We start from the raw sequence: 18833 nt of genomic DNA on the forward strand, positions 1-18833 counted from the left end.
CCGGTGCGTGGAGGCGGGGGCCCGGGAGGGTTCCGGAAAGCCTCCCGCGCCCGGCTGGTCACCGTCGATAATCGGCAGGGATCGCACCACCGAAGGAGAGGCCGCGCATGGGCACTCAGCAGGAGAAGGACGAGCTGTACGGGCTCGACATCAGCGGCGTCGAGTGGGAGGGCCCGCCCGGTACCTCTCCCGACGAGGAGCGGGTCGAGATCGCCCGGCTGCCCGAGGGGGCGGTGGCGATGCGGTCCTCGCTGGACCGGGACACGGTGCTGCGCTACACCGCGGCCGAGTGGGAGGCGTTCGTACTCGGGGCCAGGGACGGGGAGTTCGATCTCGACCGGGGTCCGCGCTAGGGCCCGTACGGCCCCTGTGGACGGAGGAGGGGGCGCGCCCGGTGCGGGCGCGCCCCCTCCTCCTGTCACGTGCCGCGCGGCACGCCGTCCGGCTCAGTAGGCCTCGGTGAACAGGCGCGAGGCCTTCACGTCGGTGGCGCGGTAGTCGTTCTTGCCGCGCTCGATGAGGTCCGCGACCTGGCGCAGCTGGGCGCGCATGTGGTCGGCCTTGGCGTTGTACTTGCGCTGCAGCTCGACGTACTGGGCGTGCGCCTCGCCGTCCCAGGTGTCGGTGACGACCGTCAGGGCGGCGCCCATCTCGTCGAGGTCCTTCTTGATGTTGTCCGAGACGATGCGGATGCGGTCCGCCATGCCCTGGAGGCTCTCGTATTGGACCTTGGTGTGCCCGTCGTTCGCGGCCATGCTCTTCTCCTTCGCTCGGGGCTGGGCAGGTGGGTGGGGAAGCGGGTCAGATCCCGTTGAGGGCGGAGGTGTTGCCGCCTCCGCCACTGGCGGCCTTGACCGACTGGAACGCCGAGACCACGTCGTCGTCCTGCGCGTTGCTCAGGTTCTTGGTCTGCCCGACCGCGTTGTGCAGGACGCCGAGCAGCCGACGGATCTCGTCGTGGTCCTCGTTGACGACGGTCTGCGCGGAGGTGAACCCCGACGCACCCACACCGGTCCAGCCCGCACCGACGGTGGCGAGGATGTCCGCCAGCTCCCGGGACTGCCGGGTGACGCTGTCGGCGGTCTCCGAAATCTTGTTCAGTGCCTGCTTTACCGGGTCATCAGCGAGTCCGAAATTGTTGGTCATCCGAAGCTCCTCATCTCTCAATTCGCCAGACAGAACCGGCGGATCGCGCGGCGGAGCGGTGCTTCGAGAGGGCGGTTTTCAGCCACGCGCCCCCGGGTCCCCCTCCGCTTCACGCACAATCCCCGATCACAGTCGTGAAGCCTCCGAACACTGTAGTCAGTTGATCGGCCCGACCCAACACAGCCCTTTGGGATCTGTTGATGAACCGTGACCGTTCACTGCAAACGGCGCCTGCGGTTCCGGGCGTCCCGGACCACCGTCGCGGTCCCGGCGATCACGGCGATGAGCACGCCGCCGATGCCCAGCGCGTACGTGCCGAGCCGTTCGTCGCGTTCGCTCGCCGTCTCGGTCGTGTGCATCACGGCCGGTTCCGGGGCCGCCGCGCGGGGCGGTCCGGGGTCCGGTACGGGGGCCTTGGGGGGCTCGGCTCCCACGGCGGACTGGGTGAGCGCGCGGACCGGGTCGACCACGCCCCAGCCCACGTAGTCGTCGTGGCCGTTGACGGAGCGCTCGGCGGTGTTCTGGAGCTGCCAGATCACTTCCTGCGCGGTCCACTGCGGGTGCTTGGCGCGCAGCAGGGCGGCGACCCCGGCGACGTAGGGGGCGGAGAAGCTGGTGCCGTTGTCCACGCACTGGCCGAAGCCGGGGACGGTGGAGACCATGTCGACCCCGGGCGCCGCGATCCCGACGAAGGTGCCGGGCTGGGAGAAGGCGGCGCGCTCGTTGTTGCGGTCCGAGGAGCCCACGGCGAGGACGCCGGGGAAGGCCGCCGGGTAGGTGGGGCGCTTCTTCCCGGTCAGGCCGTCGTTGCCCGCCGAGGCGATGACGACCACGTTGGCCTCGACGGCCTTCTTGACGGCTTGGCCGAGCTTGGAGTCCTCCGTCATCGGCACCTCGGTGTCCTGCGAGATGTTGATGACCTGTGCGCCCTTGGCCACCGCGTGCGTGATGGCCTCGCTCAGCGTCTGGGCGTTGCCGTTGCCCTGCCCGTCGTTCTGCCGGATGGGGATGATCACGGCCTCGGGGGCGAGCCCGACGAAGCCGGTGCCGGGCTTCGGACGGGCCGCGATCAGCCCGGCGACCTTGGTGCCGTGCCCGACGGTGTCCGCGGTGCCGTCGCCCTTGGCATCGAGGAAGTCGCGGCCGGCACCGATGTCGAGGGCGCCGCTGAGCTGCGGGTTGACCCGGTCGACTCCGGTGTCGATGACGGCCACGCGGACGCTCTTGCCGTCCTTGGAGCGGCCCCTGGTGTCCGCCCAGAGCTCGTCGAGCAGTAGCCGCTGAAGCGCCCAGGGGCGGTCCTCTATCTGCTTCTTCATCGGAAAGGTGCACTCGCCCGCGCCCGCGAGGCGCAGCGGGTACGAGGGCTGCGGCGCGGCGCCCAGCGTGAGGGCGGCGGCCGCCAGCAGGGCGGCGAGGGCGGGCTTCGACGTGTTCGGCATCGCGGTGCTCCGCATCGCCGTGCTCCGCATCGCTCTGCTCCGCATCACGAACCCTGGGGCTGACGCGCGGAGTTGCTGTCGAGGCGGGGGCCCTTGGAGAGGAACTCCGACCATGCGATGGGCACCGTCACCGGGACCACCTTCTCGTATCCGAGCCGGGCCTGGGCCTGGCTCGGCGCGGGGCGGCCGTCGGAGGTGACCGGCCCGCTCTGGCCGGTGCCCGCGTTCTCGCCGGTGCTCGCGCTCGGTCCGGGTGAGGGCTGGGCCGCGTCGCTGTCGCCGTTGGCCTGGACGGCGTACCGCAGGCCGGTGTCGGTGACCAGGAAGAGGGCGCCGCCGGCGGTGGTCTGGCGGCCCTGCGCCTGGGTGTAGAGCAGGCCCGTGCCCGGAGTGACGTAGGCGCTCGTGCCGCTGGCGGTGATGTCGACGGGGAATCCGGTGCCGGCCCAGGTGCTCAGCGTCTGGCCGCCCCTCGCGTCGACCGAGCGCAGCACGCTGCAGACCGTGTCGCGGGCGCCGTCCGCACCGGCGGCGGAGGCGGAGGCGCCTGCGCGGACCTCGTTGATCCGGTCGGTCTTCTTCTCCGGCCATTTCGCGCCGGCCTTGAAGGGGACGCGGTCCGGGTTGATGGACTGGAGGTCCACCTCGTGGGCCTTCCCGTGCATGTCGAGCCGGTCGGTCGCGGGCGAGGAGATCATCAGCCAGGCGACGAAGTCGGTGACGGGGACGACCTTGCCGGGCAGCACCAGGTAGTGCTGCGCGCCGGAACCGGTGACGGCCTTCAGGACCATGCCGACCTTGTCGTCCTTGCTGGCCAGCCCCTTGACCCCGGCGGCCGTCCCGGCCCTGGCCCCCGGCAGCTCGGGGAAGGCCAGGTCGTCGCCGGAGCCGAGGGTGGCCAGCCACTCCTCGGTGACCGGCTGCGGGACGGCGCTGCCGCCGACGAGGGCGTTGGTCATCGTGCGCGCGTCCGCGGTGCCGTCGGGGAACTTGTACTTCGAGCCCGCCGCGTCGACGAGGTAGCGGGCCCTGCCCGGGCCGGTGCTCTGGACGTACAGGGCCTGGGAGTCGGAGAGCCGGCGCCCGTCGTCCATCAGCTTCGCCTCGCGGTCGGCCAGGACGAAGGCGGCCGTCTGCACGCCCTTGCCGTTGCCGCCGGGCTGCTGGCAGACCGCCCAGCGCTTGGCCTTGCCCGCGTCCGCCGGGGCGGGCAGCCGGTCGGGGGCGTACGGGATGCCGATGATGGGACCGCGCGGGAGCTTGCCCGCGTCCAGCACCTTGTCCGCGACCTGGACGACCTTGGCCTTGTTCGGGTCGAGCAACAGCCGTGCGGAGGCGAGGTTGAGCACCGGGTGCAGCCGGGTCTGGTCCTTGCCGTCGACCTTGGTGGTCAGGACGACGTAGCGGGTCGTCGAGTCCTTGCCGACGATGACGTGGTCGCCGGGGGTGTCCCACCCCTTGGGGGCGGTCGGCTTGAACATCCCCCAGGCGCCGAAGGCCGCGAGGACGAGCGCCGCGGTGATGACACCGGGCAGGACGGCGCGCAGCGGTCTCGGAGCGCCCTCCTCGGACCCGCTCGCGGAAGGCTGAAGGAACGCGGCCACCGTGCGTCGCTTCGCAAAGGTGTACGCGTTGAGCTCGTCACGTCGTGAGGCCATGGCCGCCTGATTCTCCCCGCACGGCCCGGTCGATGGGTACGGTCTCCGGGCCTCTGTATGTCCGACCGGCCACCTACTATGCCTCTTGACGGAGGGTGGGTGGGGGCCGGGTAGGGTGAGGCAGCCGCTCCACGCCTTCCGGGCCGGGGGAAACAGGGGTGTTGAGGCGGATTGAGGAGATTCCGGGGGCGAGCGGCCGGCTGTCGCGCGTGCTGCCGGGGCTCAGGGGTACGAACCCCGGAAAGGTGAGGTGCGCGAGTGATGGCCACTGCCGTGAGGCCGCGGACCGGGGCGCCCGCACCCGAGCGCGCCGGAGTGACGCCGCATCCGAAGTCCGGTCCGGGCCGTTTCGGGCCGTTCCGATTGCAACAACTCGTGCTCCTCCAGGTCGCCGCGGCGGCGCTGTTGGCGGCCTGGGTGGTGGAGCCGCTGCTGCTGGCCCCGGCCGGTGTGCTCGCCCTGATCCTCGTCCTGCTCGCGGTCGTACGCAGGCACCGGCGCTCGCTGCCCGAGTGGATCGGCGGTGCGCTGGCACTGCGCGCACGCCGCCGCCGGGCCGCCGCCACGGCGGTGCCGGCCGGTACGGAGCCGGGGCTGGCCCCGCTCGTCGAGGCCGATCCGGCGTTGCGGACGCTCACGTTCAGCGAGCGGGAGCGCGATCGTGACCGGCGGCCCGTCGGGATGGTCGGCGACGGCACGTTCCTGACCGCGGTGGTCCAGGTCGACATGGACGCCACCGCGCTGCGGCCCGACCGGGCGGCGCGGCCGCTGCCGCTGGCCCTCGTACGGGACGTCCTCGAAGTGGACGGCATCCGGCTGGAGTCGGCGCAGCTCGTGCAGCACACCCAGCCGGCGCCGGCGCCGCACCTGCCGGCCCAGTCGATGGCCACGCGCAACTACGCCCCGCTGCAGGCCATGACCGGGAGCCCGGCGGTGCGCCTCACGTGGATCGCGCTCAAGCTGGATCCGGAGCTGTGCCCCGACGCGGTCACCGCGCGCGGGGGCGGGCTGCCGGGGGCGCAGCGGTGTCTGGTGCGGGTCGCGGACCAGTTGGCGAGCAGGCTCGCGGGGGCCGGGTTCCGCGCGACGGTGCTCACGGAGCAGGAGCTGACGGGCGCGCTGGCCACTTCCTCGTGCGCGAACCCGATGGCGATCACCCAGGCCGGGCGGTCGGCGGCCACGGGACGGCGCACCGAGGAGACCTCGCGGACCTGGCGCTGCGACGACCGGCGGCACACCACGTACTGGATCAGCCGCTGGCCCCAGTTGGGCGGGAGCGGGGCCGGACTGCCGCAGTTCGTCGCCCTGTTGACCTCGCTGCCGGCGCTGGCGACGAACTTCAGCCTGACGATGACCCCGGCCGCGCGGCACGAGGTCACGCTGACCGGGCACGTACGGGTCACCGGGCGCAGCGACGAGGAACTGGTCACCGCACGGCGCGGACTGGAACAGACCGCCCGGGGAATCAAGGCCGGGCTGGTGCGGCTGGACCGGGAGCAGGTGCCGGGGCTGCTGGCGTCGCTGCCGCTGGGAGGAGCGCGATGAGGGGCTCTCGATCGGGATCGAGCGCGAGCACGGACTCGGGCCCTGGCCTTGGCTCTGGCCCTGGCTCTGGCTCGGTGCGGGGCGGCTTCGGGCTGGTCGGCCCGCGCCGGGAGCGGCACGTGGTCCAGGCGGCGGAGCTGGACGCGCTCGCGCTGCCGGTCGGGGACGACGGGGTCGTCATCGGCGTCGACTCGGCGGGCCGCCCGGCGGTCCTCGGCATCAACCGGCCGACGCCGTACGAGGTCACGCTGATTGGCGGCCTGTGGACGGCGCAGGTCCTGGCCCTGCGGGCGGCCGCCACGGGCGCGCGGGTGGCGGTGGAGACCGGGCGCGGCCAGGTGTGGTCCGGCCTGGCGCAGGCCGCGGGCGGGGGCCAGCAGTGCGTGACCCTGCACGACGTGGGCCGGGTGCCGCCGCAGGGCGCGTCGGCGGGCAGTCCGGTCCTGGTGATCCGCGACTGCGGCATGCGACCGCCGCGGGGCCGGGTGGCGGCGGGCCCCTGGCAGTCGGTCCTGACCCTGCTCCCGTACCTGAGCCCGGCGGCCCCCCGCCTGGTGAGCAACGCCTCCCTGGTCGGCATCCAGCGGGTCTCCCCGGACGAGGCGGAGCAGCTCGGCCGCCTGATGCGACTGCCCGCGGCGGCGGTGGAGTCACTGCCGACGCTGGGCGACGGGGTCACGCTGTGGTGCACCGAGCGGGACCGGCAGTTCGTGATGACACAGCCGACGGACGGGGAGACGGGGCTGCTGGGGCCGGCGCGGCGCATCGACTGAACGGGGGAAACGGAGCGGGCGGGCGGGCGGGCGGAGCCCGGGGTGCCGGAGTGGCCTTCAGGGGAGCCCGGGGCCGAGGTGGCCGCCAGTGGAGCCTGGGGCCGAGGTGCCGGGGTGGCCGCTAGTGGAGCCCGGGACCGCGATGCCGCCAGCGGAGCCCGAGGTACCGGGGTGCCCGCCAGCGGAGCCCAGGGGGCCGGGGTGCCAGGGTGGCCGCCAGCTGAGCCCGGGGCCGCGGTGCCGCCAGCGGAGCCCGAGGTACCGGGGTGCCCGCCAGCGGAGCCCGAGGTACCGGGGTGCCCGCCAGCGGAGCCCAGGGGGCCGGGTGCCAGGGTGGCCGCCATGGAAGCCCGGGGCCGCGATGCCGCAATGCCGCCAGCGGAGCCTGGAAGGCCCGGGGTGCCGGCCAGCGGAGCCCAGGGGCCGGGGTGCCAGGGTGGCCGCCAGGGGAGCCCGGGGGGCCGGGTGCTGTCAGCGGAACTCTGGGGCCCGGGTGCCCGGCCAGCGGAGCCCGGGGGCCGCGAGGTTCAGCCTCACGAGGGACCCCGGGTCGCGGGGTGGACACGCCGGAGGTACCGGTCGAGGGATCTTGGCGCGGGGATGCCGGTCGGCGGCTCTGCGCGTGCCGGGCACTCGGGACTCCCACGAACCGGCGGTCCGGGGGCCTGTGGCCGGGACGGTCCGTCCGGGAGGCCGGTGGCCGTGACGAGTGGATCGGAAGCGGGCAGCGCCTGCGCGACTGCGCGACCGGCCTGCCGACGGGCCGGGACCCCACAGGGCCACTGACCGGCGGGACGCGAAGCGCCGGGGTCGGGGAACGGCAGCCCGAGAAGCGGTAGTTCGGGGAACCGGCAGGCCGGAGCGAAACGGGCTGGCCAGGGCAGATCGGGAGCAGGTCAACCCGGGGCGGCCACGCCGGAACCGTCCGCCGGAACGGTGCGCCGGGAACGATCGGAGCGCGGTCAGACGTGCCGCCAACCGACCGGCTCGGAACGGCCGGACCAGGAACTGACCAGCCGAACCGGGCGAGCCGTGATCTGCCGGACCGGGACGCTCCGCACGGCCGGCCGAGAACCAGCAGACCGGCACGGCAGACCTGGAGTCCGCGGACCGGATGGGGTGGGCCGGGAACCAATGAAGCATGCACGGGCGTGGCAGTGACCGACAGGCCCGGAGCGGACAGGCCCAGAAGCCACAGTCCTGGAAGCGGCAAGCCAACGGCAGGCCAGGATCCATCAGGGCAGAGCCCAACGGGCCGTGGACCGAGGGACCGAGAGCAGGCAAGTCCCGATCCGACAGGACCGGAACCGACAGCGCCGGGAGGGTCCGACGAGGAACCGGCAGCCCGAGCCGAACGCCCCCGAGACCCCTCCAGCCCATCCGGCGCTTGAGGATCGGGGTCCGGGCAGCGCCCGGGGAACGGTGGAAGGGCGGGTAGGGGAATTCGCCCCGCAGGGCCGCCCCACCCGCACCACGCGAGCGGCGCACCGAGCACCACCAGGCCGAGCCGAACAGCCCGGGACCCACAGGCCGAAAGCAGGCAAGCCCCGACCCGGCAGGCCCGGAACGGGCAGCAAGGGAACCGGCAGCGCCAGGACGGGGATGGGAACGGCCAGGACCGGCAGCACGGGGACCGGCACTGCCGACAGGGCCGCGCCCGCAACGTACGGGCGGATTGGGGACCCACAGGGCGGGAACGGGCAGCACGGGAGCCGGCAGGCCTGAACGAGCAGCGCCACGACGAGGACTGGCACCGCCAGGACCGGCAGCACGGGGACCGGCACTGCCGACAAGGCCGTCCCCGCAACGTACGGGCGGATTGGGGACCCACAGGGCGGGAACGGGCAGCACGGGAGCCGGCAGGCCTGAACGAGCAGCGCCACGACGAGGACTGGCACCGCCAGGACCGGCAGCACGGGGACCGGCACTGCCGACAAGGCCGTCCCCGCAACATACGGGCGGATTAGGAACCCACAGGACAGGAACGAGCAGCACCGGAACCGTCAGCGCTGATACGGGCACTGCCGACAGGGCCGCGTCGGGGATGTACTGGCGGATAGGGGACCCGCAGAGCGGGAACGGGCAGCACGGGAACCGGCAGGCCTCAACGGGCAGCCCCACGACGAAGACCGGCGCCGCCGGACCGGCAGCGTGGAGACCGGCACTCGCGACAAGGCCGCGCCGAGGACGTACGGGCGGATAGGGGACCCGCAGAGCGGGAACGGGTGGGTCGGGAACGGCGCGCACGCGTCGGCGACCCTGAAAGCTCAGTACGCGGCGGGCGGGCCGGAACCGGGACGGGACGTGGTGGCGTGGCAGGTCGGGGAGGCCGGGATTGGCCGGGGGCCCGGCCGTATGGGCAGGATGGAGGCGGCTCCCGGCCCGTGGTCGACCTCGGGTACGGGCCGACGGGGGCGGATACCGGCTGCGGGACACGATTAGGCTGGGCGCCGGCGTGGCGCGGTGGGACGCCGGACCAGTGTTCGACAGATCAGGAGGACCAGTGAGCGGCGATCGGAACGAGAGGCGCGGCGGGACGTGGGACGTCCCGACGGACGATCAGTCCGACGCGGAGCCCGAACTGACGGGCGAGTTCACCATCGACTACACACCGCCGGCCTGGTACACGCAGGGCGCGGCTCCGGCGGCCGCCGCGATCCCGGACCTGCCCGCGGGCAGCGGCTTCGAGCCCCACCGGCCGCCGTCGGACCTGGAGACCCCTCCGACGATGCGCATCGCCCCGCCGGCTCCGCGCGCGGCGTCGACCGCACCGGCACCGGCCGCGCCTTACGCAGGTACCCCGGAGGCGCCCACGGCGTTGACCGCGGACTCCCCGGCCGCACCGTACGCTCCGGCCGCACCGGCCGCACCGGCGCCGAGTGCTCCGTACGTTCCGGCAGCGGACGCCTCCGCCCCGCCGTACCCGTCGGCCCAGGGCAGCGCCACCCCGCCCTACCCGCCGCTCCCGGGCACCGCCCTGCCGTCGTACCCGGCGGCCCCAGACGGCACCGCCCCGCGCACACCGGCTCCCGACGCCGCCCCGCCATCGTTCCCGGCGGCTCCGGACAGCACCGCCCCGCGCACGCCGCCTGTCGAAGCCGCCCAGCCGTCACACCCGTCGGCTCCGGACGGCACCGCCCCGGCCCACACCCCGGCTCCGGACGCCTCGCAGTCGTCCCACCCCTCGGCTCCCGACAGCCCGGTCCCGCCCCAGGCGCCCGGCCCGGACGCCGGACCGCCGCCGTACCCGGCTGCACCCGCAGCGTCGTACCCGGCCGCCTCGGACACCGCCGCCCCGCCCCACACCCCGGCGTCGGGCACCGCGCTGCCCCCGGCCCCCTCGGCCCCGGCCGACGTAGAGCCGGGCCTCGCCGAAGGGGCCGCTCCGCAGGCCGCCGCTCCCGCCGACCCGCCGTACGCGTCGGGCCCGCAGAGCCCGACCGGTTCGGGTTCCGAGGGCTCCCACGGCGAGTCGTACGCACCCGCGCCCACCGGCGCGGAGGGCGCGGAAGGTGCCGCACCGGCGGCGTACCCGAGCAGCGGCGCCCTGCCCGTCGAGTCCCCGGCCGACCGGGGCCCCTTGAACGACCCGTACGCGTCCGCGCCGAGCGGGGCGGGGCACGGCACGCCGCCCGCCCGCCCCGACGCATCGCCGTACGCGAACACCGCACCGGCCGACGGCATGCCGCCCGCTGTCGCGCGTACGCCCACGCCCCCCGCGGGGACGGTCGTTCCGGCGCCGCACGCGGCGAACCCGTTCGAGGGTTCCGCCGGCGCCGAACCGCCGCAGTGGCCCTCGGAGTTGTCCGCGTCCGCGGATCCCCAGGCGGGGTACGACATCCGGCCGCCCGCACAGCCCCAGCCCCAGGCCCAGGCCCAGCCCCGGCCTCAGACACCGGACGCCGGGTACGGATTCCCGCCCGCGCAGCAGCCCCCGCAGTCCCCGCAGCCCCAGCAGCCGGACCCCGGTTACGGGTTCCCCCCGCCCGCACCTCAGCAGCAACAGCAGTACGCCGACCCCCGCGGCGGCCAGTGGCAGCAAGGCCCCCACGGGCCCCAAGGTCCGCAGGGCCCCCACGGGCACGACCCCCGCTACGGCGCCCCCCAGCCCTCCGGCGGCGCTCCCCTCGGCTACACCGCCGCCGTGGAGCTGTCCTCCGACCGCCTGCTCCGCGGCAAGCAGAAGGCGAAGAGCGGCAACAACGCCTCCGGAGGCGGCGGCCTGTTCCGCTTCGGCGGCAAGGCGGCCGAAGCGGAACGGCGCCGCAAGCTGGAGCTGATCCGCACTCCGGTCATGTCCTGCTACCGCATCGCCGTCATCAGCCTCAAGGGCGGCGTCGGCAAGACCACGACCACCACCGCCCTCGGCGCCACCCTCGCCACCGAGCGCCAGGACAAGATCCTGGCCATCGACGCGAACCCCGACGCCGGCACCCTCGGCCGCCGCGTGCGCCGCGAGACCGGGGCCACGATCCGGGACCTGGTCCAGGCGATCCCGTACCTGAACTCGTACATGGACATCCGCCGGTTCACCTCCCAGGCGCCCTCCGGCCTGGAGATCATCGCCAACGACGTGGACCCGGCCGTCTCGACGGCCTTCAACGACGAGGACTACCGCCGCGTCATCGAGACGCTCGGCCGTCAGTACCCGATCATCCTCACCGACTCGGGCACCGGCCTCCTCTACTCCGCCATGCGCGGGGTCCTGGACCTGGCCGATCAGCTGATCATCATCTCGACCCCGTCGGTGGACGGCGCGAGCAGCGCCAGCACCACCCTCGACTGGCTCTCCGCGCACGGGTACGCCGACCTCGTCTCGCGCTCCCTCACCGTGATCTCAGGGGTCCGCGAGACCGCCAAGATGATCAAGGTCGAGGACATCGTGCGGCACTTCGAGACCCGCTGCCGCGGTGTCGTCGTGGTCCCGTTCGACGACCACCTCGCGGCCGGCGCCGAAGTCGACCTCGACATGCTCCGGCCCAAGACGCGCGAGGCCTACTTCAACCTCTCCGCCCTGGTCGCCGAGGACTTCATCCGCGCCCAGCAGCAAGCTCCCCAGAACCACTGGGGCCAGCCGCAGCCGCCCCAGCAGCAGCCCTACCCGCAGCAGCAACAGCCGCCGCACCAGCCCCAGCAGCCTCAGCCGCAGCCCCCGTACGGGCAGCAGCCCTACCCCACCCCCGGCCAGCCCTGGCCCCAGCAGCCCGGTCAGCCGCAGCCCGGCGGGCCCCCGCGCGATCCGCGGCTGGGCTGACGCGGCCGGCACAGGCACGCACGCTCACGCACACACAGGCACACACACGCACGAGGGCCCGTACCGCCCCGGATTCCCCGGGACGGTACGGGCCCTCGCCCGTCCGTGCTGCGACCGACCGCTCGTCAGCGCTCCGCGTCGTACGCGTCCGTCAGCACCCGCGCGCGCTTCACGTCGTCCGCGATGGCCTCCAGCAGCCCGTCCAGCGACTCGAACTTCGCCATCCCGCGCACGTAGGCGAGGAAGTCGACGGCCACGTGCATGCCGTACAGGTCCAGGCCGACCCGGTCGATCGCGTACGCCTCCACGGTCCGCTCGGTCGCGTCGAACTGCACGTTCGTGCCGACCGAGATCGCCGCCGGCATCCGCTCGCCGTCCGCCGTCAGCCAGCCCGCGTACACCCCGTCGGCCGGGATCGCGGTGTGCGGCTGCGTCTCCACGTTCGCCGTCGGGTAGCCGAGCTCGCGCCCGCGCTGCGCACCGCGCACCACGATGCCCTCGACCCGGTGGGGGCGGCCCAGGATCTCGGCCGCGCCGTCCATGTCGCCCTGCGCCACGAGCTTGCGCGCGAGCGTGGAGGAGAACGGCACTCCGCCGCCCGCCTCGCCGCGCTCCACCAGGTCCACGACCTCGACCTCGTAGTCGTAGGTGGCGCCGAGCTGCCGCAGGAACTCCACGTTGCCGGCGGCCTTGTGGCCGAAGCGGAAGTTCGGTCCTTCGATGACCGCCAGCGCGTGCAGCTTGTCGACGAGCACCTTCACGATGAAGTCGGCCGGGGACAGCTGCGAGAACTCCGCCGTGAAGGGCAGGATCAGCAGCGCGTCCACGCCCAGCCCGGCCATCAGCTCGGCGCGCCGGTCGTAAGGGGCCAGGATCGGCGGGTGGCTGCCGGGGCGGACGACCTCGCTCGGGTGCGGGCTGAAGGTGACGACGACGGAGGGGACGCCGAGCTCGCGGGCCTTGGCCACGGCCCGTCCGATGATCAGCTGATGACCCCGGTGGACGCCGTCGTAGGAGCCGATGGTGACGACGCCGCGTCCCCAGTCCTGGGGGATGTCCTCCAAGCCACGCCAGCGCTGCACTGTGACCGCTCCTCGCCCGAACCCTTTAGGCCCTGTCCTGGTTGCCGATTGCAGGTCTAAGACTGCCATGCCGGTGGCCGCTGCCCATCATCGGCGTCGTGCGGCGGGGACCCGCTGTGAACGAGGGTCTCGACGGTCCGGCGCGCGCTCGGCCCCAGCAGCGCCGCCGCCTCCTGCGGCGCCCGCTCCAGCCAGGAGGCCACGAGTGCGCCGAAGGCCGGTTCGGCCCGTGCCAGCTCGACCGTGCGCCGCTCGAAGACGGCCGGGCCGCCCGGCGCCCGCAGCAGTTGCCGGCCGGTGCGCCGCAGCAGCTCCCGGGTACGGTCCGGCGCGCCGGCGGCCGCCCCCGCCGCCAGCGCGCCGAGGAAGGTGTCGAGCACCGACGGGTCGAGCTCCTCGCGGAGCAGCGCCTCGGCCAGCTCGCCGCGGAGCGTGTACGAGGACTCCGTGCCCGGGGCGGCCAGTACGCCGGCCAGCGCGGCCCGTACCGGCGGCGGACCGGAGCCCAGCAGGTCCCGTACGAGCGGGCGGAGCACGGGGGCGGCGGCCAGGCCCTGTTCGAGCCGCCGGTCCACGAACTCGGCGGCGTGCGCGGCGTCCTGCGGGTGCCGCGCCAGGTGCTCCCGTACGAGCTCGGCCGCGCGCCGGGCCAGGCCCGGCGTGGTCAGCGCGGCCAGTGCGCGCACCACCTCGCCGTCGGCCCGCTCCCGCAGGGCGGCGAACACCGCGTCCGGGTCGGGCAGCACGGGGAGCGCGGCAACCAGCGCGGTGGCGGGCAGCCGCAGGCCGCGCCCGGGGTCGCGGAAACAGGCGAGGGCGTCGGGGAGGTAGCGGGCCCGTACCTGGGGGTCGCGGAGCAGGATCCCGAGGGCGCTGCCGTGCAGGGACGCGTCCGCGGGGCGCGCGAGCAGGGCCTGCGCGGCGTAGCGCAGCAGCTCGCGGTCGGCGGGGGTCCGCACGTGAGGGGCGGTGAGCGGCCCGTACGCGGCGGCCGCGACCCGGCGGCCGGGCCGCTCGTCGTGCGCCCAGCGGTCCACGGCCCGGCTGAGGGCGGAGGGCTCGTCCTCGGCGAGTACGGCGAGCAGCTCGTCGGCGCGGGGGTGCGCGGCGCTGACGAGCGCCTCGGTGAGGTCGTCGACGGCGAGGCTGCGGTGGGTGTGCAGCAGTGCCTGCGCGGCGGTGGCGACGGTGGCCCCGGGCCGCCCGAGGAGCCGCCGCTCGTCGCGGAACCAGCCGCAGAGCAGCGGCTGCACGATCCGCGGCGCGCGAGCCAGCCGCCGGGCGGCGGCGTCCAGGAGGCGGTGGTCGTGGGGCACCAGCCGCCGCAGCAGCTCGAAGCGGTCTTCCTCGGCGACGCGCACCCGGGTCCAGAACCACCCCCCGAACTCCCCCTCGTCCTCCCGGCCCTGGCTGGGCGCGGGCGGGGTGCCGGGCCCGGTGCCCGCGGGGTGGCCGGTGTCCCCGGCGGCCGCTCCCGACCGGAGCTGCCCGGCCCGCCCGCCGGGTCCGCCGGCCACCGTCGCTCCGCCCTGCGCGGGGACCCGGAGGGGCCCGGCAGTACCGGTTGCCGTCCACCGGGTGGTGCAGGCCGGGCCCGGGGCACCCAGGGCGCCCGCGTACGCCGCGGAGCCGGCCGGCGAGGGTGCGGGCGGCGCGGGAGCCGCCGGAGACGGGGCCGGTTCCTCCGCCCGGGACGGCGCGGGCCTGGTCAGGTGGGCGGCGAGGGCGTGCAGGACCGGGAGGTACGGCGTGGCATCGGGGACCCGCAGGAGGGTCTCGCCGACGAGCCGGGCGGCCCACCAATGGGCCTGGGGGTCGGCGGCGCCGTCGAGCACGGCCACGAGCCGCTCCAGCGCTGCTCCCCGCTCCCCGGGCGGAAGCAGGCGCAGGGCCTCCAGCACGGGCCCGACGCGGTGCCGGGGGACGTCCCGGCCCAGGGTGTGCAGGGCGGCGGGGAGGTCCAGGTGGGCGGCCTGCACCCAGTCGGCGAACTCCTCGTGGGCGAAGCGGTAGCCCTCGCCGGCGGGCACCAGCAGCCCTTCGGCGAGCACCGCGGAGGCCCAGCCCGACCGCCAGGGGAACAGTTCCTCGAAGGAGGCGCGGTCCAACTGCCCCTGGCCCGGCCCCAGACAGCGCCGGGCGGCTTCGTGCACCCGCCCGGCCACCCGCACGGCCAGCCGGCCCACACCGGGCCCGAACACGCCGGGCTCGGACACACCGGGCCCGAACACACCGGGCTCGTACTCCCCGGACCCGCACGCCCCGGCCGGGTCCTCCCCGCCGTCCCAGTCCCGGCCGGCACCGACCGGCCCATCCGGGTCCGGGTCCGGGTCCGGGTCCGGGTCCGGCACGCCGTTGCCCACCCCGGCGGCCCTGTCCACCTCGGCTGCGCCGACCGGGCCGGCGGCCCCTCCGGGTCCACGGGGCTGCGGAAGCGCCGCGGACACCCGGACGGCCACGCGCAGGCACACCAGGTCCAGGTGCGCGGCGAACACCTCCTCGCGCGACGGACGGCCCGCGGTGACCCCGGCCGCACGGACCTCCGCGAGCAGCCGCAGCGTGAGCGGGTGCCGGGCATCGGTGGCGGCGACCGCGTCGGCCGGGATCCCCAGCCGGGTCCGGGCCGCCTGCGCCTCCTCCGGGGTGAGATCGCCGATCGGGACCGCGGGCGGCACCCGCCGGGCCGGCCGGGCCGGGGTGTGGAGCATCCGCGGCGGGTAGAGCCGCCCGGCCGACTCCCAGTGCTCGGGGCGGGCCGCCACGACCAGCCGGGCCCCGCTCGCGCCGAGCCAGGCGGCGGTGGCCCCGGTCCACGGCCCGGCCCTCCCCGCGAGCCGCGGCGGCATCTCCTCGGGCCCGTCCAGGACGACGAGCAGGGGCCGCCCGGCCGAAGCCACGAGGGCGGCCAGCTCCGACGCCGGTTCCGCCCCCGGAGCGGCGGCGGGCACCCCAAGGATCCGGCCCGCCTCCGTCAGCGCCCGTGCCACGGCGTCGGCCAGCGAGGTGTCGTCGGCCCGCAGGTCGGCGCCGCGCAGCCAGAGGGTCGGGGCCGGGTGCGGGCCGCGGGCGCGGCGGGCCGCCAGCGCGGCGAGGGCCGTCGTGCGGCCGGTGCCGGGCCGCCCGACCAGGGCGAGGACCGGGCGGTTCCCGGTGGTGAAGGCGTCGAGTTCGGCGGCGATCGCCGGGCGGTCCACCGGCTCCGCTCCCCCGGCGGCGAGAGCGGCCAGAGCGGCGAGGGCTGCGACGGCGGCGCCCAGGGTGGTCCCGGTGAGCTGCAGGGCTCCGGCGAGGTTCAGGTCGGCGCCGTGGCCCGGCACGGTGGCGGCGTTGCGTTCCAGCAGCGCGGCGAGGGGACCGCCCGGATCGGCGGCGGCCGCGGCCGCGAGGGGCACGGCGAAGCCCCCGGAGCGCTGCTCCGCCTGCAGAGCGGTGCACAGGACCGCGAGCACCGCTCCGGTTTCGGCGTCCAGCACCGGGCCCCCGCAGGCCTCGCCGCCCAGGCGCAGCGCGTCGCGCCCGTCGGTCCCGATGGCCAGTTCCACAGCGGCCGGGAGCAGGTGGAAGCGGTCCGTCGCCGGATAGCCGGCCTCGGCCGCGCCGAGCACCCGCGCCTGGCGCCAGCCCCGCGCGGGAAGCCGTACGTACGTCCCGGGAGCGATCGTCGCGCGCGGCGCGACCGGCAGCGGCCGCACCCCGAGCCCGTCGCTGCGTACGAGCGCCAGCCCCAGCTCCGGCAGGGCGGTCACGTCCGAGGCTCCCGCCGTCCAGGTCCGCTCCCCCGGCGCCGGCCCGTGCAGGACCAGCCGGGCCAGTCCGTCCACGGCCTCGTGGCTGGTGAGCACCGTCCCGCGGTCGTCCGCGACGAACCCGCTCCCCCGCGGCCGCCCGGCGAGATCGCAGATCCTGATCAGTTCCGCCGTCACCGCACCACTCCCCGCCGCGCGTGCCCCGTAGGCACGACCGTAGGCAGGTGAAGATCAGCTGGAACAGCACGCGTGTCGAAAGCGCCCCCTTACGCTCCCTCCATTCACTCCGAGCGCCTGCTCGGACGGGTGAATAAGGGGGTCCGGATGGATAGAGACCTACCCGAGGGGGGTCGTGGAGCGGTGAGCAGCAGTCCGTGTGCGCTCACCGCTCCACGTCAAACGAGAACCGGCCGGCCCGAAGGCCGGCCGGTCAACAGCGTCAGGGGAACCGGTCAGGCGAAGACCGCGAGCGATTTCGCCTTGCCGTTCTTGTTCTCCACGAGCCCGAGCAGCTGCCCGTCCGGCCCGTAGACCGCGACCGCCTTGCCGGGCTCGTACTCTTCCGGCATGTCGATCCGCACGCCGTTCGCCAGCAGCGACGCCCGCCGGGCGTCCAGCTGCCAGCGCGGGAACGCGGCGGCCGCCGCGTCGCCGATCGGCATGACGGTCAGGTCCTCCTGGAGCTGGTCGAGCGTGCGCGCCCGGTCGATCTTGTACGGGCCCACCCGCGTGCGCCGCAGCGCCGTGAGGTGCCCGCCGACGCCGAGGTCGGCGCCGAGGTCCCGCGCGAGCGCGCGGATGTACGTACCGCTGGAGCAGACGACGGAGACGACGAGGTCGACGACCTTGGTGCCGTCCTCGGCCTCCGCCTCCCGCATGTCGTACACCTGGAACGAGGAGACGGTCACCGGGCGGGCCGGGATCTCGAAGTCCTCGCCGTCGCGGGCGCGCTTGTAGGAGCGCACGCCCTTGATCTTGATGGCGCTGACCTTGGACGGGACCTGCATGATCGCGCCGGACAGCTTGGCGATGCCCGCGTCCACGCCTTCCCGGGTGACCCCGGTGGCGTCCGTGGACGAGGTGATCTCGCCCTCGGCGTCGTCCGTCAGGGTGTTCTGGCCCAGCCGGATGGTGCCGAGGTACTCCTTCTCCGTGAGCGCGAGGTGGCCGAGGAGCTTGGTGGCCTTCTCGACGCCCAGGACCAGCACGCCCGTCGCCATCGGGTCGAGCGTGCCGGCGTGGCCGACGCGGCGGGTCTTGGCGATCCCGCGCATCTTGGCGACCACGTCGTGCGAAGTGAAGCCGGACGGCTTGTCGACGATGACCAGGCCGTCCGGCGTCTTCCCTGCGTTGGTGCTCATTACGCGGATGCGTCCCCGTCTTCGTCGGCGGCAGCCTCGTCGTCCTCATCGGGCTTCTTGTACGGGTCGGCGTCGCCGGCGTACTTCGCGCCCGAGGAGACCTCGCGCACCTGGGCGTCGGAGGTCCGCGCCTTCTCCAGGAGGTCCTCGATGCTCTTGGCGGTCTCCGGAAGGGCGTCCGCCACGAACGTCAGGGTCGGCGTGAACTTGGTCTGCGCCGCCCGGCCGACCGCGGAGCGCAGAACGCCCTTGGCGCTCTCCAGACCCGCTGCCGCACTGACGCGCGCCTCGTCGTCGCCGTACACCGTGTAGAAGACCGTGGCCTCCCGCAGGTCGCCGGTGACCCTGGTGTCCGTGATGGTCACGTGCGTACCGAGGCGGGGGTCCTTGACGCCACGCTGCAGCTTCTCGGCCACCACCTCCCGGATGAGGTCCGCCAGCTTCTTCGCCCGCGCATTGTCGGCCACTGGTCCGTCTCCTTCTTCGTCTTGCGGTCAGTCTTCATCACCGTGGAGCCGCCGTCGTACCGACAGCAGCTCCACTTCCGGACGTGCCGCGACCAGCCGCTCGCAGCGGTCCAGTACATCCGAGAGGAACCCCGTGTCCCCACTCACCAGAGCGACCCCTATACGGGCCCTGCGGTGCAGGTCCTGGTCGCCCACTTCGGCCGCGCTCACAGAGAACTTGCGCTGGAGCTCGGCCACGATGGGCCGGACGACGGAGCGTTTCTCCTTCAGCGAGTGAACGTCGCCGAGGAGCAGATCGAAGGACAGAGTCCCCACGTACATGCAGTTCCGGATATCCCGCCGGTGCGGGTTCGGTGGCC

13 protein-coding genes are annotated in these 18833 nt (G+C 74.7%); 4 read left to right on the forward strand and 9 right to left on the reverse strand.

Features of this window, described 5'->3' with window-relative positions; translation table 11 throughout:
• Positions 1 to 107: 107 nt before the first annotated feature.
• A complete protein-coding gene (locus tag OG276_RS09450; protein WP_243337515.1) occupies positions 108 to 353 on the forward strand; it encodes a DUF397 domain-containing protein in 246 nt (81 codons plus the stop codon).
• Between the two features lie 93 nt (positions 354 to 446).
• Here the strand turns inward: OG276_RS09450 and OG276_RS09455 are convergent, their stop codons facing one another.
• The 4 genes from OG276_RS09455 to eccB form a co-directional block, all read right to left on the reverse strand.
• Positions 447 to 755 carry a WXG100 family type VII secretion target gene (locus tag OG276_RS09455; protein WP_266904016.1) on the reverse strand — a complete coding sequence of 103 codons (309 nt, stop codon included), beginning with the start codon at positions 753 to 755 and terminating at the stop codon, positions 447 to 449.
• Positions 756 to 801: 46 nt separating this feature from the next.
• Positions 802 to 1146 (reverse strand): WXG100 family type VII secretion target, encoded by a 345-nt coding sequence (locus tag OG276_RS09460; protein WP_266904017.1) that lies wholly within the window; start codon positions 1144 to 1146, stop codon positions 802 to 804.
• Between the two features lie 215 nt (positions 1147 to 1361).
• Complete coding sequence (gene mycP, locus OG276_RS09465; RefSeq protein WP_266904018.1) at positions 1362 to 2603, reverse strand: type VII secretion-associated serine protease mycosin; 1242 nt, start codon at positions 2601 to 2603, stop codon at positions 1362 to 1364.
• A 29-nt stretch (positions 2604 to 2632) separates the two neighbouring features.
• Positions 2633 to 4246: a type VII secretion protein EccB gene (gene eccB, locus OG276_RS09470; RefSeq protein ID WP_266904019.1), complete on the reverse strand. Its 1614-nt coding sequence runs from the start codon at positions 4244 to 4246 to the stop codon at positions 2633 to 2635.
• A 261-nt stretch (positions 4247 to 4507) separates the two neighbouring features.
• Between eccB and eccE the strand changes: the two genes are divergently transcribed.
• The 3 genes from eccE (at position 4508) to OG276_RS09485 (ending at position 11818) form a co-directional block, all read left to right on the forward strand.
• Positions 4508 to 5791: a type VII secretion protein EccE gene (gene eccE / locus OG276_RS09475; protein WP_266904020.1), complete on the forward strand. Its 1284-nt coding sequence runs from the start codon at positions 4508 to 4510 to the stop codon at positions 5789 to 5791.
• Positions 5788 to 6564 carry a hypothetical protein gene (locus OG276_RS09480; RefSeq protein ID WP_266904021.1) on the forward strand — a complete coding sequence of 259 codons (777 nt, stop codon included), beginning with the start codon at positions 5788 to 5790 and terminating at the stop codon, positions 6562 to 6564. Before eccE ends, OG276_RS09480 begins: the two co-directional genes overlap by 4 nt.
• Before the next feature lie 2503 nt (positions 6565 to 9067).
• Positions 9068 to 11818 carry an SCO5717 family growth-regulating ATPase gene (locus tag OG276_RS09485; protein ID WP_266904022.1) on the forward strand — a complete coding sequence of 917 codons (2751 nt, stop codon included), beginning with the start codon at positions 9068 to 9070 and terminating at the stop codon, positions 11816 to 11818.
• Positions 11819 to 11943: 125 nt separating this feature from the next.
• Here OG276_RS09485 and OG276_RS09490 read toward each other — a convergent pair whose 3' ends face one another.
• From OG276_RS09490 to OG276_RS09510, 5 genes are all read right to left on the reverse strand, one after another.
• Positions 11944 to 12900, reverse strand: a complete 957-nt coding sequence (locus OG276_RS09490; protein ID WP_266904023.1) for a bifunctional riboflavin kinase/FAD synthetase — start codon at positions 12898 to 12900, stop codon at positions 11944 to 11946.
• Positions 12901 to 12956: 56 nt separating this feature from the next.
• On the reverse strand, positions 12957 to 16823 hold the full coding sequence (locus OG276_RS09495) for a serine protease (RefSeq protein ID WP_266904024.1): 3867 nt from the start codon (positions 16821 to 16823) through the stop codon (positions 12957 to 12959).
• 275 nt (positions 16824 to 17098) lie between these two features.
• Entirely contained in the window at positions 17099 to 18007 is a 909-nt protein-coding gene (gene truB / locus OG276_RS09500; protein ID WP_266904025.1) for a tRNA pseudouridine(55) synthase TruB, read from the reverse strand.
• Positions 18007 to 18474: a 30S ribosome-binding factor RbfA gene (gene rbfA / locus OG276_RS09505; protein WP_266904026.1), complete on the reverse strand. Its 468-nt coding sequence runs from the start codon at positions 18472 to 18474 to the stop codon at positions 18007 to 18009. The genes truB and rbfA overlap by 1 nt, the downstream gene beginning before the upstream one ends.
• A 27-nt stretch (positions 18475 to 18501) precedes the next feature.
• The gene (locus tag OG276_RS09510) at positions 18502 to 18795 is read right to left on the reverse strand and encodes a DUF503 domain-containing protein (RefSeq protein WP_030161467.1); all 294 of its coding nucleotides are present in this window, start codon (positions 18793 to 18795) and stop codon (positions 18502 to 18504) included.
• Between the last annotated feature and the right edge of the window lie 38 nt (positions 18796 to 18833).

The sequence above is a fragment of the Streptomyces sp. NBC_00086 genome, from assembly GCF_026343255.1.
In the GTDB taxonomy this organism is placed as follows: domain Bacteria; phylum Actinomycetota; class Actinomycetes; order Streptomycetales; family Streptomycetaceae; genus Streptomyces.